The organism is Streptomyces sp. WMMC500 (genome assembly GCF_027497195.1).
Classification (GTDB): domain Bacteria; phylum Actinomycetota; class Actinomycetes; order Streptomycetales; family Streptomycetaceae; genus Streptomyces.
The window spans coordinates 3125096-3136887 of the sequence record NZ_CP114905.1; the positions used below are offsets into that span (position 1 = coordinate 3125096).

Genomic DNA, 11792 nt, shown 5'->3' on the forward strand with positions numbered 1-11792 from the left:
TCAGATGTCATCACCTCACGGCCGCCACCGAGCGCGCCGCGCCCCCAGCGGCGCCCGCAAGCTCGCCACCCGCGCCTCGGCGGCGGGCGCCACCCTCGCGCTGCCCGTCATCGGCGCGTCCACCGCCTTCGCCGGGGAAGACACCACGTACATCGTCGCCTCGGGCGACACCCTCTCCGTCATAGCAGCGGAGCAGGACGTCGACGGCGGCTGGAAGACGCTGTACGAGAACAACAGATCCGTCATCGGCGACGACCCGGACCTGATCGCCCCCGGCATGGAACTCTCCCTCGACGGCCCCGCCGCCGGCTCAGCCGGCGGATCCGCCACCGACGCCGACAACGCCTCGTACGGCACCGACACCGCCGCGGACGAGCCGACCGCCGTCATGCCCGTCGACGGCAGCACCCCGACGGCGGGCTACGAGGCGTCCGGCGCGCACTGGGAGAACGGCCACACCGGCCAGGACTGGTCGGTGCCCGTGGGCACGACGGTCAAGGCCGCGGCCAAGGGAACCGTCGTCGAGGCCGGCTGGGACGAGTCCTTCGGCTACCAGATCGTCATCAAGCACGGCGACCAGGACTACACCCACTACGCCCACCTCTCCCAGATCGACGTCTCCGTGGGCGCCACCACGGGCATGGGCGAGGCCATCGCCAAGTCCGGCGCCACCGGCAACGTCACGGGCCCGCACCTGCACTTCGAGGTCCGCACGACACCGGAGTACGGCTCGGCGAAAGACCCGGTCGCCTGGCTGAAAAACCACGGCGTGACCGTCTCGAACCCCGCCTGACCCCCACCACCCGCCCCGTGTGCCCCGTCCACCCCCGGCCGGGGCACACGGCCGATCAGCCGCAGTGTCCCAGCCGCCCCAGAACCCCCCGGCGCTGCAGGTCCCGGATGCGCACGGCCACGGGCCGAGTTGGCCGTGGCCAGCAGTTCGGTTGGGCCGCGCACGGGCAGGCACGGCGACGAAGTCGTGACTGCTCACGTGGCCGTGCAGTCCTGCGGTGCGCAGGAGGAGAGCGCCGAACAAGTCGTCATCTCAGGTGGTTGGGTGCGTGGCGATCCGGAATCGTTCAGCTACTCGGCGACGCTCGTGATGAACGTGTTGATCTCGGCGGTGAGGTTGCGCATGCCCTCCCCCGCTGCGTGCACCGTGGTGGTCTCGAACTGCCATTCCTCCGAGGGTGCCCGGTCGTGGATCCCCCAGGTCAGTCTGACGTGGCCACCAGCGTGGTGTTCCGCCGAGAGAGTCAGGTCGTAGCAGAGGGAGTGCCACGTGCGCGCTCCCTTCCAGCCCCGGAAGTCCTCGGCAAGTGAGGCGAGGAAGGTGTCGAGACCGTCGCCGTCCCAGGTCTCCACCGTGGTCTCGACACTTCCCCAGGGTCCGCGGGCCCTGATGAGGAAGTCGAGTGTCAGTTCGTCCTCGTACCGCCGGGTTGGCTCCGAGAGGAGCAGGCGTGCCGGCCCGGAGTCCCCCACCTGGACCACGGGGCGGCCTGAATCGTCGTAGTCGATCACGCGATCAGGTTAGAAGACCGGGTTCGGCAGCCGTCGTGCTGCCGGCTGGGCCGCATCGGACGTAGCCGCTGAGGTCACGCTCACCTGGGACCACGACGGCATCGCCCCGATCGCCAGACCGAGCGCATCGCCGACGCCACCACCCAGGACGAGATCGACGCGCGCGTCTTCGCCATCGTCACCGACTTCTTTCCGTGCTGAGTGGCGATCTTCCTGCACTGCCCGGCAGTCGCCTTGAACTTCGCCAGCCTCTTCGGGTCCGCATGGAGCTTCTGCCAAACCTCCCGTCCGCTCCCCGGAAGCGGCGGTGTAGCAGCGCACCGCCGCGTACTCCGCCGCGAGCACCGCGACCCCGCTGCCGTGGCAGCAGCTCGGTGACGTCGTTGTGGTGGCCGCCGATGAGGGCAACCGCAAGTGGGGTGCCGTGCCCGTCGGTGATCAGGGTGGCGCTTGGCCCCGGTCCGGCCCCGGTCGACCGGCGACGGCCCGGTGTGGCTCCACCTTTGAGGGGCCGAATTTGGCTGCTATCCACCACCGCCCGCGACCAGTCCATCGTGCGGCAGCATTCAGCTCCGCGAGGAGCCCGCGGCAGACGTTCCCGGGGAATGTCGCTGAACAGCACAGAGGGGATCCCGCACAGCACCTTCCGGTCCCGTATCGGTCTACGGCCTGGATGGCGAAATCGGCGCTCCCGCCGTGGCAGCAGCGGTTCGATCCGCACCCCACAGCACATCCGACACGATTCCCCGCAGCGGCCCGGCCTCCGGGCTCGACGCGCCCTGCCGTCACTCCACGGTCGCATCCCCCATCAGCCCGGCGGTGGAGCGTGGTTCAGTCCTCGGAGTGACTCGTCGCGCGGCTACCGCTGCGATCGTCCTTGCTGGAGAGATCAGCCACCAGCCTGTCGAAACCAAGGAGTCACATGCAGCCCCTCTTGCACGTCGAGGACGCGGCTGCGGCTGGGGCCGGCCGGCTCCGGTCGGCATGGCGGGCAGCCCACGAGCCCGTCGCCGGTGTCTCCCGTCGGCTGCAGCTCACCGCCTACGCAGTGCCGCTGGTCGTCTCACCCTCGAGCCTTTGGCGACTCCCGGCGGTTCTCAACGACGGAATCAGCCTCGGTGAGCGGATATATGTCCCCTCCCTGTCGATCCTCTCCGAGGTTCTGGCGTTCACCGCAATCGGCCTGATCGCCCGTTGGGGCGAGGTCTTCCCCCGCTGGATCCCACTCCTGCGCGGGCGGCAGGTCCCGACCTGGGCCGCGGTCCTCCCGGCCGGCATCGGGGCCGTGATGCTGACGCTCCTGTTCACCGTGCTGGTGCCCATCAATGACATGAGGGGCACCACGATCCGAGGCGACGACGTTTCCGCCGACGCCCCGACCGAGGCCGGCGGCTGGGAACTCGCTTGGTTCTACGCGTGCTACACGCCGCTGATCTTGTGGGGGCCGCTCCTGGCCCTGCTGACCGTTGCGTACTACAAGCGCCGCCGCAGAGCCGGCACGCCTGCCGCGGCGTGAGCGTCGGACGTCACCCCGCTCATTCTGTGAGAGGTTCTCACGCGGTTGCGGAGGACGGCATGGGTCGGCCCCGGCCGGTGGCGTGATGCCGCGGGTTCCGGGGCCGTGTTGGTGCGTGGGTGAGGCGCGTCAGGCGGCGGGGAACTCGTTCGCCTTGACCGCCGCCACGAAGGACCGCCAGGCGTCGCCAGTGAAGACGAGGGCGGGGCCGTGGGGGTCCTTGGAGTCGCGTACGGGGACGGTGGGGTGGCCGTCGGCGATCTCGATGCAGCTCCCGTTGTTCCCCCCGCTGTAGCTGGACTTACGCCACGACGTCAGTGTCGACGCCACGGCGATGACGTTGTCACGCATTGCGGAACTCCTCTGCTGCCGCCCGTAGGAGAGCGATGGATTCAAACGGAGGCAGTGCGTCCCCCAGCGCGAGCGTGTAGGACGTGACGCACGCCGCAACCCGCGCCGGATCATCCAGCAACTGCCCCACGTGCACTCCCTCAACGTATGCCACCGGTGCCATGGCGTCGAACGACATAAGGCTGAGCATGCCCTCCATCAGCGCGTGGGCCCCCGAGGAGTAGGGGATCACGTGCAGCCGGATGCGCCCGGTATCAACCAGGCCGAGGATGTGCTCCACCTGTTCGGCCATGACCGCGCGGCCACCGACCACACGCCGGATGACGGCCTCGTCGAGGACTGTCCACACGGCCGGAGACTGCGGATCGTCGAGGAGTTGGGCCCGTTCAAGCCGGTTGACCACTCGTCGGTCAAGTTCCTCCACCGTGTGGTTGGGCTGTGCGGCCCGGAAGAGGGCGCGCGCATAGTCGGGTGTCTGGAGCAACCCGGGGACGGCCAGGGCGGCGAACTCCTTGATGACGACCGCTAATTGCTCCAGCTCCGCCGCCTCCGCGAAGTGGTCCGCGTAACGTCCCTCAAGGTTCACCAGCCAGCGCGCGAAGAACCCGTCGGTGCCCAGGGCCTGGTCGATCCGGTGGGCGTCCTCCGTCCGGGGCAGCCTCCGCCCCGCCTCGAAGTGGCTGATCAGCGTGGGAGAACACACCACCACCTCGGCCAGCGCCTCCTGCGTCATGCCCTTCGCCAGCCGCCGGAGCCTCAACTCCTCGCCGTACTTCTGGCGCGGGGTCTTACACGTCTCCATCTCACCTCCCACTTGAACGACGCACTGTCAGCCGAACAACTCTGGTGCACCGTAGTCGCACCCAGTCACGCTTGATGCACAGAAAGCAATGATTCCACAGAAAGAGCGAATTCATGGGTGAGGAAGCTCAGTGCAGGGAATGCCTGCGACTCGCCGTGCATCTGCGCAACGCCATCACCACGCGGGACGGCTCCAAGGAGACAGACGCCCGTGTGCTCATCAAGCGCCACAAGCGAGAGGCGCACTCGGCGGAAGGCTACGGCCCCGAGGATGAGGTTCGCGCAGACGTCATCCTGGGCAGGGTCCTCCGGCGCGACGCCAAGGTCCTGCCCTTCACCGCCGACGACGGCGCGCGGGTGGTCGTCCCCCTCCGCGGAGAACCGGGGACGACCAGCAACCTGGAGCTGACCCGCAGCGACGCCGAGCATTTGTGTGCGCGGTTGGAGTTCCTTCTCGACGGAGGCCGAAGCCTTGATAGGTACGCGCAGCGTTACGGCGTCTGAGTCAGCGGCAGCAGCGGCGGCGTGAGCAGAGTGCGCCTTCGGGCGGGAACAGCCCACCGCCACACTCGAAAGTGCCGCCGCCTCGCCGTTCCGCATCGCGGCGACGCGTGTCAGCGCGATGCCGGGGATGTCGGCGTGTGTGAACGGCTGCGGACTGTCCGGCGATCCAGAGGCCGGGTGCAAAACAGGGCTTCGGCGTCGTCGCGTGACGTCCGTTTCGTGATCACGTGAGTCCGAGGAGGGCAAGAGGTCGGCTGGCGTTGCGCCGGAGGCCGGCGGCGTTGCTGCTCTTCCCGGCGAGGCGAAGGGCGCCGTTGGCGAGGTTGCGCCAAGTCGCCATGGCGCGGGGTACGGAGCCGGTTCGTAGCTGCGAGGCGTCCTCGGCGAACGTCACGTCTCGGACGTGGTGCAGGGCTTCGATCTTCCGGCGGCTGCGGATCAGCGTAGCGAGCTCGGCGGGCGTGGCCTGCTCCGCAGTGAGGCTGGTGACCGCGTAGACGGTCCTCATGCTGACCCCTGGTACGGCGCCGGGATGCTCGCGGAGTCGGTCAAGACAAGCGGGATCGGCGATGGCGCGTCGGCAGAGACGGTTTATTCGCCCGCGGTGTCCTCGGCCTCCCAGCGAAGCAGGTCGCCCGGCTGGCACTTGAGCACCTCGCAGAGCGCGGCGAGCGTCGCAAAGCGCACCGCCTTGGCGCGGCCGTTCTTGAGTACCGCCAGATTGGCGGGCGTGATCCCCACGCGGTCCGCGAGCTCGCCCACGGACATCTTCCGCCTGGCCAGCATGACGTCGATGTCGACGGCGATCGGCATCAGATCACCTCGTCCAACTCGGCCTGCATCTGTGCCGCTTCGACGTAGCGCGCGACGGCCTGGGCGAGCAGCATCCGCAGCACGAGCACGATGAGCGCGACGCCCAGGATGGCCACGCCAACCCCGCCCATGATGAGGGTGACGCCCGGGTCGTCCCGCTGGCCCGGCGCGTTCAGGGCCGTGACCGTGAACCACACGAGAGCGGCCGCAACGATCGCGCCGATGATGACGTCCACGTACCGGAAGGCGGCGTGGGAGAACACGGTTTCGCGCCGCACCATCGTTGCCAGTCGCCATACACAGACCAGTGCGACCTGGGCCGTCCCGATGCCCAGGATCGTGATCACCCGCAGCGGGGTCAGCGGGAGCGACCCGTCCTCCGGGTCGCTCCCGCTGACCAACGCCCACACCATCAGTGCCTGTACGAACACGGTGCCGGTGAGCACCACCACCAGCACGACGCGCAGCGCACGCACCGTCAGCTTTCCCATGACCCATCCTCCCATCGAGCTACGATGGGAATCTATCGAATATCGATAGGCGAAGCAAGGACTGGGCGCAGGCGGGCGGCGGTCCCGCACCACGGCGGGATGCCGCCGCCCCCTCCCACGGCATGCCCGATGCCAAGGTTTCCGATCTTGCCGAAGTCGACCACGCTTAGTACTCCAGTCTGGTTTCGCGATCTATTTGGGCGTGCACAACGGACGGTGGAACTGGATCATGGAGTGACACCGAATGACTGACGTTGTACCCGAGGTTGAGAACGAGGCGGCGGCGGAGGCTGGTGGCCGGGAGCCGGTGGTGGATGACCAGTTGATCGGGATGCTGGTCGACCGGGCTCGGGTGGAGGGCCTGCATCTGATCGGTGAGGGCGGGCTGCCGCAGCAGCGGACCAAGTGGGTGATCGAGTCCGCCCTTGATGGGGAGATGACCGATCACCTCGGCTACGAGAAGCACCATGCGGCCGGCCGGGAGAGGGAACCTTCGAGCCGCAGCTCGTGAAGAAGCGGCAGCGGCGGCTGACCGGCGTGGACGAGATGGTGCTCTCACTGTCCGAACTCGGGGGGACCCACCCTCGAAACCAGCACAAATCACCTACCCGGCCAGACTTTCGCCCGAAGGCGCGCACTCGCCCCCCCCCGGAGGCGCCGGCCGCCACCCAGGCCACCCCGGGTGAACGCAGCCGGGTCCCAGAAGGCGCGTCCCCGGTGGCATCGGTGCAGGACGTGGTCCCAAGACGAAAGAGCCCGTCCCAGCCTGCCTGTTCGTCGGCAGCCGCCAGGGTGGCGACGGTACGGGGGTCGGCGAGTCACCGAAGTCGGGGATGTTGACGGAGGAGCACATCCTCGCGGGATGCGCGGCTGGGCCGCGAAAGGAAAATCAGACTCGCAACGAGACCACCTTGCCGTCCGTGAGAAGATCAGCGGCTGTGATAGACGCTCCGCATCGGCTGCTGTGTCGGCTTGACGAATACTTCCACCTCAGCGTTGTCGCCTGCCCGAACGACTTGAGCGTGGTACTGGCCGGGGCGGGCGCGACCGGCAACAACGATCTCGGTGAGGTGCTGCTGCTGCGGCCGGATCCCGAGGCCGAAGAGCCGGACCAGATTGCCGTACTGGCGAAACAGTCGACGGCGGTGGACGCGGTGTTCAGTCCTGACGGTGCGCAGGTGACCGTCGGGTACGCGGACGTTGGCGGTGGCGGCGATTCTCCGGGAACATACGGCCTCGACGGAGTCCTCCGACACAGGTTCGCCGTCGGCGGCGTACCTGAGGAGGAGGATGACGACCGGGACGGCGACCTGGACTTCGACGACCTGGATTTCGACCGGCTCGCCCGGTCCGGCGACGGGCGATGGCTCGCCAGCGGCAGCCCGGTGGCGAAGGCGGTGAACGTGGCCGACTCGGTTACCGGTCGTGTGCTGCTGACCGTGCCGGATGCGAGCGGGCCTGTCGCGCTGGACCACACCGGTCGGCGTCTGGCGTACGCCCGGCCGGACGGCCGGGTCTCGGTGCGGGAGGTGACACCCGGTGCTGCCCTGTCCACCTGGGAGACCGGCCTTCCCGCGGTGCACGCGCTGGCGTTCTCCCCGGACGGTGGCGGGCTTGTTGCAGCCGGTGGAGACCGTCCGACCGCTTGTCTGTTCACAGCGGACGGGGAGCGAACGGACGTGAAGGTGGCCGATCCCGCACTCACGATCGATGCCACGCTGCCCTGGGCGGCGCTGTACACACGAGCGTGCTGGACCAGCCGCGGCCCGGTCGTCTTCACCGCTGACGACTACCTGGCCGTGCTGTTCGACGCCACCAACGGCCACGTGCTCGGGACCGGCTCCGACCAGATCGTCGCCTCGTTCACCCCGGATGGTCGAGTATTCATCGCCTCGGGCCCGGATGGCATCCGCGCCTGGTCCTTCGATTCTCTCGCCTGACGCCGCTGCCCGCGCTCTGCCGCTGCCAGGCGGTGGCGACCGGCGGGGTCACGGCGTCGCCGGGGACGTCGACGATGGCGGCGAACAGGTGGGTGCCTTGTTCGGGGTCCCGGGGGTGAGGGTCCGGCGATCTGCCCGGAGCAGAGTGAGAGGGCGCGCCGGCGGCCGGGCCGCCATGCTGGGCAGATGCACGACCACGATCACACCGAGAGCCTCCGCGCGGCAGAACGGCGCCTCCAGGCCGCCCAGCTCGCCTCCGACGTCGACGCACTGTCCGAGCTGCTCGACGACGAGGGCCGGTTCACCGGGCCGGACGGACACCTCTACACGAAGGCCGACGACCTACGCGCCCACGAGACCGGCCACCAGGTGCTGACCAGCCTCAGGGAAGAGGACCTGCGGGTGCTTGCCACCGCCGGCACCGGCGTCACCTGGTTCCTCGGCACGCTGGAGGGCTCGGTCGGCGGGCAGCCGTTGCGTGCGCGGTTGCGCTACACCCGGACGTGGCTCCGCGACCGGGCGGGCTGGAAGATCATCGCGGCGCACGCCACCTTCGCCACCGACACACCCCCGGGCACCGGCGACGGCCCGCACCGCGGCTGAGCCGCCGAGCCGGTCGAGTCGGCTTGCCGCCATGAGTACACGTACTCATGCCATGTCCCCCCGCGCCGCGGACCATGGCTCCATGAGACAACTCTCCGCCGTCGCGGCCGTGGGTCTCGTGCTGTCCTGCCCGGTCTGGGTGTGGTGGGCCGTCGGTCAGCAGGACGCCGACTTCGACGACCTGGACTACGCCGTCCGACCGCCGGAACTGCCCTCGGGGCTGGAGCCCGTGCTCGGCATCGGCGGACTGATCACCACCGTCGTATGCGCGGCCGTGCTCCTGGTCGCCACCAGCCTGGAGTGGTTCGACTGGCGGTGGTGGCAGGTGATCGGCCCGCTGGTCCTCGCCGGGATCGGCGCGGCGGTCGGCTGGCGGATCCTCACGGCCGGGTGCGTCGGCGCCAACATCGGCGCCGGGTTCGTGGTGGTTGTCGGGTCGCCGGCCCTGATCGCGGTGCTCGCCTGGGCGGCCGTACGAAGCCTCCAGTTGACCCGGGACCCGCGCCGGCGCCGGGGCTGAACCGCGTACGCGCACGAGAACCGCGACCGCGGAACGGCACCGCCACCGGCGTACCGGCGGAGGTTCAGGCCGGCGCGTCACCAGCTCGACTTGCGGACGCCGGGCAGGTGTCCGGCGTGGGCGTGGGTGCGGAGGTTGATGCGCGACAGGCCGAAGGCGCGGAAGTAGCCGCGGGGGCGGCCGTCGACGCCGTCGCGGTTGCGTACCCGGGTGGGGCTGGCGTCGCGAGGTTGCGCCCGCAGCTCACGCTGGGCCGCCTCGCGCACGTCAGGCGGCGTGGAGGGCTTGCGGATGAGTTCCTTCAGTTCTGCGCGGCGCGCGGCGTAGCGGGCGACGACGGCCCGCCGCCGCTCGTTCTTCGCGATCTTGCTGGTCTTCGCCATCAGATCTTCTCCCCCCGGGCGCGCATCCGCGCGACCGCGCTCTCGATGCCCATGACGTCGATGGCCTTGATGCCCTTGGCACTCAGCGTCAGCCGGACGTACCGGCGCTCGCTGGGCAGCCAGTAGCGCTTGCGCTGGATGTTGGGGTCGAAGCGCCGGCGGGTGCGGCGGTGGGAGTGGGAGACGTTGTTGCCGAAGCCGGGCGTGCGCCCCGTCATCTGGCATCGGGCAGACATCGGGCGGTTCCTCCGATCGGTGGGTTCCTGCGGCCTGAGAGGACCATACATGAAAATGAAAACCGTTACGATATCTACTGCGGGGCATCGAAGAGCGCTGAAGGGAGCCCCCCAGATGCAGCCTGGCATCCACCCCTCCTACGGCCCCGTCGTCTTCCGCGACCGGGCCGCGAACTTCGCCTTCCTCACCCGCACAGCGGCCGTCGAGTCCCTGCTGCGCGCCGTGCCCGGCGCCGTCGCCGTCCACCACGACCTGGAGGCGGTCGAGGGCAACCGCATGCCCCGCACCGTGCGCGACGCCGACGGCGTACGGGACCGGGGCCGGCCCCGCATGTCGCCGTCGGCTGACGCACACGCGCACGATCTCGGCCCCGGGGACGGAATCTCCGGGGCCGAGGCATGCGGGCGTTGGGCACAGCCGTTCAGTCGAGGCGCTCGTCAGCCCCCGGCCGGTCCGGCCGCGGCCGGAGCGTTCGGCTCCTCCCTCGCTACGGGCGCGTCGCCGCCCGTCCGGCGCATGTCGCGCTTGCGGCGCCCGGCGAGCAGCCCGTGGCGGGGTGCGAAGAGCCAGCACAGGACGAAGGCGCCGGTGGCGACGAGGACGATGAGTCCGCCGGCGGCGAGGTTGCGGTGGTACGAGAGGTACAGGCCGACGATCGCGGAGCCGGCGCCGATGGCCGGGGCCAGGGCCATCATCGCGCCGATGCGGTCGGTCAGCAGCCGTGCGCAGGCGGCGGGGGTGATGAGTAGGGCGAGGACGAGGATGTTGCCGACGGCCTGGAGGGCGATGACGACGGTGACCGTGACGAGCGCGTAGAGCAGGATGTCCAGGCCGAAGACCGGCAGGCCCGCGGACCTTGCGGTTTCGCGGTCGAGGCTGACGGTGACCAGTTCCTTGTGCACGGCCGCGGCGGCGAGCAGGACGACCGCGCCCATCACGGCGACGGTGCGGACGTCGCCGTTGCTGATGCCGAGGATCTGGCCGAAGAGGAACGACTCCAGGGAGCCGCTGTAGCCGGGGGCGGTGCTGAGGATGACGATGCCCAGGCCGAAGGCGGCGGCGAAGAACACGCCGATGACGCTGTCCTCCTTCAGCCGGCGGTTCTGCGAGAACACCGCGACCGCGAGCGCGGTGAGCAGTCCGGCCACCGCCCCGCCGACGACGAGGTTGAACTCCAGGACGAAGGCCACGGCGACCCCGGGGAAGACCGCGTGGGAGACGGCGTCGCCGATGAAGGCCATGCCGCGCAGCACGACGTGGCAGCCGACGACGCCGGAGACGATGCTGCACATGACCGCGACGGCGAACGCCCGCTGCATGAACACGTGCTGCCACGGGTCGGTGAGGAAGTCGGCGACGGCGCTCACCGGTTGACTCCCAGTGAGGTCAGCAGCGCCTCGGACCTGGTCACGCCGAAGGCGCGCAGCCAGATCGCGGGGTCGCGCAGGGCGGCGGGTTCGCCGTCGGCGACGACGGTGCGGTTGAGCAGGCACAGCCGGGTGGCGATGTCGGCGGCCTGGGGGAGGTCGTGGGTGGTCATCAGCAGGGCTTTGCCCTCCGTGCGCAGGCCGGTGAAGAGGTCGGTGAGCAACTCCTGGGTGGGCACGTCGAGTCCGGTGAACGGTTCGTCGAGCAGGAGCAGCCCGGGGCGTACGGCAAGGGCACGGGCGACCAGCACGCGCTGGCGCTGCCCGCCGGACAGCTCGCCGATGGGGCGGTCGCGCAGCCCGGTCATCGCCACCCGCTCCAGCGCGTCGTCGACGGCCTCGCGGTCGGCGCGGCCGGGGCGGCGCAGCCAGCCGACGAGGTGGGTGCGGCCGGTCATCACGGCTTTGTGCACGGGCAGCGGGAAGTCCCAGGCGAACTCGTGGCGCTGGGGGACGTAGCCGACGCTGCCGCGACCCCGCACCGCGGGCTGCCCCGCCAGGTCGATCGTGCCCGAGGAGGGGATGAGCAGGCCGAGGACGGCGCGCAGCAGGGTGGTCTTGCCGGCCCCGTTCGGGCCGATCAGGCCGACCAGCTCCCCGGCCCGTACGGCCAGGTCGACGTCCTCGATCGCCATCCGCCCGCCGAGTTCCACGCCGAGGCCGCGGACGTCGAGCACCGGCG

17 protein-coding genes and 4 pseudogenes are annotated in these 11792 nt (G+C 70.0%); 9 read left to right on the top strand and 12 right to left on the bottom strand.

Annotated elements, in window-relative coordinates; genetic code table 11:
* Positions 1 to 4: 4 nt before the first annotated feature.
* Entirely contained in the window at positions 5 to 793 is a 789-nt protein-coding gene (locus O7599_RS12910) for a M23 family metallopeptidase (protein WP_281622293.1), read from the top strand.
* 290 nt (positions 794 to 1083) lie between these two features.
* Here O7599_RS12910 and O7599_RS12915 read toward each other — a convergent pair whose 3' ends face one another.
* From O7599_RS12915 to O7599_RS12925, 3 genes and pseudogenes are all read right to left on the bottom strand, one after another.
* Positions 1084 to 1524, bottom strand: coding sequence for a DUF6228 family protein (locus O7599_RS12915; RefSeq protein ID WP_281622294.1), 441 nt, complete (start codon positions 1522 to 1524; stop codon positions 1084 to 1086).
* 9 nt (positions 1525 to 1533) lie between these two features.
* Positions 1534 to 1743: a hypothetical protein gene (locus O7599_RS12920; protein WP_281622295.1), complete on the bottom strand. Its 210-nt coding sequence runs from the start codon at positions 1741 to 1743 to the stop codon at positions 1534 to 1536.
* Positions 1744 to 1885: 142 nt separating this feature from the next.
* Positions 1886 to 2276 (bottom strand): annotated as a pseudogene (locus O7599_RS12925) (IS5/IS1182 family transposase); the annotation flags it as partial.
* 170 nt (positions 2277 to 2446) lie between these two features.
* Here O7599_RS12925 and O7599_RS12930 point away from each other — a divergent pair.
* Complete coding sequence (locus tag O7599_RS12930) at positions 2447 to 3040, top strand: hypothetical protein (protein ID WP_281622296.1); 594 nt, start codon at positions 2447 to 2449, stop codon at positions 3038 to 3040.
* A gap of 129 nt (positions 3041 to 3169) precedes the next feature.
* Here the strand turns inward: O7599_RS12930 and O7599_RS12935 are convergent, their stop codons facing one another.
* Both O7599_RS12935 and O7599_RS12940 read right to left on the bottom strand, forming a co-directional pair.
* Positions 3170 to 3391, bottom strand: coding sequence for a DUF397 domain-containing protein (locus tag O7599_RS12935; protein ID WP_281622297.1), 222 nt, complete (start codon positions 3389 to 3391; stop codon positions 3170 to 3172).
* Positions 3384 to 4193 carry a helix-turn-helix transcriptional regulator gene (locus O7599_RS12940; protein WP_281622298.1) on the bottom strand — a complete coding sequence of 270 codons (810 nt, stop codon included), beginning with the start codon at positions 4191 to 4193 and terminating at the stop codon, positions 3384 to 3386. The genes O7599_RS12935 and O7599_RS12940 overlap by 8 nt, the downstream gene beginning before the upstream one ends.
* A 113-nt stretch (positions 4194 to 4306) precedes the next feature.
* Here O7599_RS12940 and O7599_RS12945 point away from each other — a divergent pair, with 113 nt between their 5' ends.
* Positions 4307 to 4696, top strand: a complete 390-nt coding sequence (locus tag O7599_RS12945; protein WP_281622299.1) for a hypothetical protein — start codon at positions 4307 to 4309, stop codon at positions 4694 to 4696.
* Positions 4697 to 4919: 223 nt separating this feature from the next.
* On the opposite strand, the gene O7599_RS12950 is transcribed toward O7599_RS12945, so the two are convergent.
* The 3 genes from O7599_RS12950 to O7599_RS12960 form a co-directional block, all read right to left on the bottom strand.
* Positions 4920 to 5204, bottom strand: a complete 285-nt coding sequence (locus tag O7599_RS12950; protein WP_281622300.1) for a hypothetical protein — start codon at positions 5202 to 5204, stop codon at positions 4920 to 4922.
* 83 nt (positions 5205 to 5287) lie between these two features.
* Positions 5288 to 5509, bottom strand: coding sequence for a helix-turn-helix transcriptional regulator (locus O7599_RS12955; protein ID WP_054237256.1), 222 nt, complete (start codon positions 5507 to 5509; stop codon positions 5288 to 5290).
* Positions 5509 to 6000, bottom strand: a complete 492-nt coding sequence (locus tag O7599_RS12960) for a DUF2975 domain-containing protein (RefSeq protein ID WP_281622301.1) — start codon at positions 5998 to 6000, stop codon at positions 5509 to 5511. Before O7599_RS12960 ends, O7599_RS12955 begins: the two co-directional genes overlap by 1 nt.
* A 331-nt stretch (positions 6001 to 6331) precedes the next feature.
* Between O7599_RS12960 and O7599_RS12965 the strand changes: the two are divergent.
* The 4 genes and pseudogenes from O7599_RS12965 to O7599_RS12980 form a co-directional block, all read left to right on the top strand.
* Positions 6332 to 6561: pseudogene (locus O7599_RS12965) on the top strand (IS256 family transposase); the annotation flags it as partial.
* A gap of 359 nt (positions 6562 to 6920) precedes the next feature.
* Complete coding sequence (locus O7599_RS12970; RefSeq protein ID WP_281622302.1) at positions 6921 to 7940, top strand: hypothetical protein; 1020 nt, start codon at positions 6921 to 6923, stop codon at positions 7938 to 7940.
* Positions 7941 to 8126: 186 nt separating this feature from the next.
* Positions 8127 to 8543 carry a nuclear transport factor 2 family protein gene (locus tag O7599_RS12975; protein WP_281622303.1) on the top strand — a complete coding sequence of 139 codons (417 nt, stop codon included), beginning with the start codon at positions 8127 to 8129 and terminating at the stop codon, positions 8541 to 8543.
* A gap of 82 nt (positions 8544 to 8625) precedes the next feature.
* On the top strand, positions 8626 to 9063 hold the full coding sequence (locus O7599_RS12980; RefSeq protein WP_281622304.1) for a hypothetical protein: 438 nt from the start codon (positions 8626 to 8628) through the stop codon (positions 9061 to 9063).
* A 77-nt stretch (positions 9064 to 9140) separates the two neighbouring features.
* On the opposite strand, the gene rpsN is transcribed toward O7599_RS12980, so the two are convergent.
* Together rpsN and rpmB are read right to left on the bottom strand one after the other, a co-directional pair.
* The gene (gene rpsN / locus O7599_RS12985; protein WP_281622305.1) at positions 9141 to 9446 is read right to left on the bottom strand and encodes a 30S ribosomal protein S14; all 306 of its coding nucleotides are present in this window, start codon (positions 9444 to 9446) and stop codon (positions 9141 to 9143) included.
* On the bottom strand, positions 9446 to 9682 hold the full coding sequence (gene rpmB, locus O7599_RS12990; RefSeq protein ID WP_281622306.1) for a 50S ribosomal protein L28: 237 nt from the start codon (positions 9680 to 9682) through the stop codon (positions 9446 to 9448). Before rpmB ends, rpsN begins: the two co-directional genes overlap by 1 nt.
* Positions 9683 to 9797: 115 nt before the next feature.
* Here rpmB and O7599_RS12995 point away from each other — a divergent pair.
* Positions 9798 to 9878 (top strand): annotated as a pseudogene (locus O7599_RS12995) (50S ribosomal protein L31); the annotation flags it as partial.
* A gap of 15 nt (positions 9879 to 9893) precedes the next feature.
* Positions 9894 to 10019, top strand: a pseudogene (locus O7599_RS13000) (cobalamin biosynthesis protein CobW); the annotation flags it as partial.
* Between the two features lie 101 nt (positions 10020 to 10120).
* Here O7599_RS13000 and O7599_RS13005 read toward each other — a convergent pair.
* Positions 10121 to 11050: an anchored repeat-type ABC transporter permease subunit gene (locus O7599_RS13005; RefSeq protein WP_281622307.1), complete on the bottom strand. Its 930-nt coding sequence runs from the start codon at positions 11048 to 11050 to the stop codon at positions 10121 to 10123.
* Complete coding sequence (locus O7599_RS13010; protein WP_348652625.1) at positions 11047 to 11745, bottom strand: anchored repeat-type ABC transporter ATP-binding subunit; 699 nt, start codon at positions 11743 to 11745, stop codon at positions 11047 to 11049. Before O7599_RS13010 ends, O7599_RS13005 begins: the two co-directional genes overlap by 4 nt.
* Positions 11746 to 11792 lie beyond the last annotated feature (47 nt).

Excerpts from the sequence above, each read along its gene's own strand:
- O7599_RS12910 (WP_281622293.1), top strand. The coding sequence starts at position 5 with ATGTCATCACCTCACGGCCGCCACCGAGCGCGCCGCGCCCCCAGCGGC.
- O7599_RS12930 (WP_281622296.1), top strand. The coding sequence starts at position 2,447 with ATGCAGCCCCTCTTGCACGTCGAGGACGCGGCTGCGGCTGGGGCCGGC.
- O7599_RS12935 (WP_281622297.1), bottom strand. The coding sequence starts at position 3,391 with ATGCGTGACAACGTCATCGCCGTGGCGTCGACACTGACGTCGTGGCGT.
- O7599_RS12940 (WP_281622298.1), bottom strand. The coding sequence starts at position 4,193 with ATGGAGACGTGTAAGACCCCGCGCCAGAAGTACGGCGAGGAGTTGAGG.
- O7599_RS12945 (WP_281622299.1), top strand. The coding sequence starts at position 4,307 with ATGGGTGAGGAAGCTCAGTGCAGGGAATGCCTGCGACTCGCCGTGCAT.
- O7599_RS12950 (WP_281622300.1), bottom strand. The coding sequence starts at position 5,204 with ATGAGGACCGTCTACGCGGTCACCAGCCTCACTGCGGAGCAGGCCACG.
- O7599_RS12955 (WP_054237256.1), bottom strand. The coding sequence starts at position 5,509 with ATGCCGATCGCCGTCGACATCGACGTCATGCTGGCCAGGCGGAAGATG.
- O7599_RS12960 (WP_281622301.1), bottom strand. The coding sequence starts at position 6,000 with ATGGGAAAGCTGACGGTGCGTGCGCTGCGCGTCGTGCTGGTGGTGGTG.
- O7599_RS12975 (WP_281622303.1), top strand. The coding sequence starts at position 8,127 with ATGCACGACCACGATCACACCGAGAGCCTCCGCGCGGCAGAACGGCGC.
- O7599_RS12980 (WP_281622304.1), top strand. The coding sequence starts at position 8,626 with ATGAGACAACTCTCCGCCGTCGCGGCCGTGGGTCTCGTGCTGTCCTGC.
- rpsN (WP_281622305.1), bottom strand. The coding sequence starts at position 9,446 with ATGGCGAAGACCAGCAAGATCGCGAAGAACGAGCGGCGGCGGGCCGTC.
- rpmB (WP_281622306.1), bottom strand. The coding sequence starts at position 9,682 with ATGTCTGCCCGATGCCAGATGACGGGGCGCACGCCCGGCTTCGGCAAC.
- O7599_RS13010 (WP_348652625.1), bottom strand. The coding sequence starts at position 11,745 with ATGGCGATCGAGGACGTCGACCTGGCCGTACGGGCCGGGGAGCTGGTC.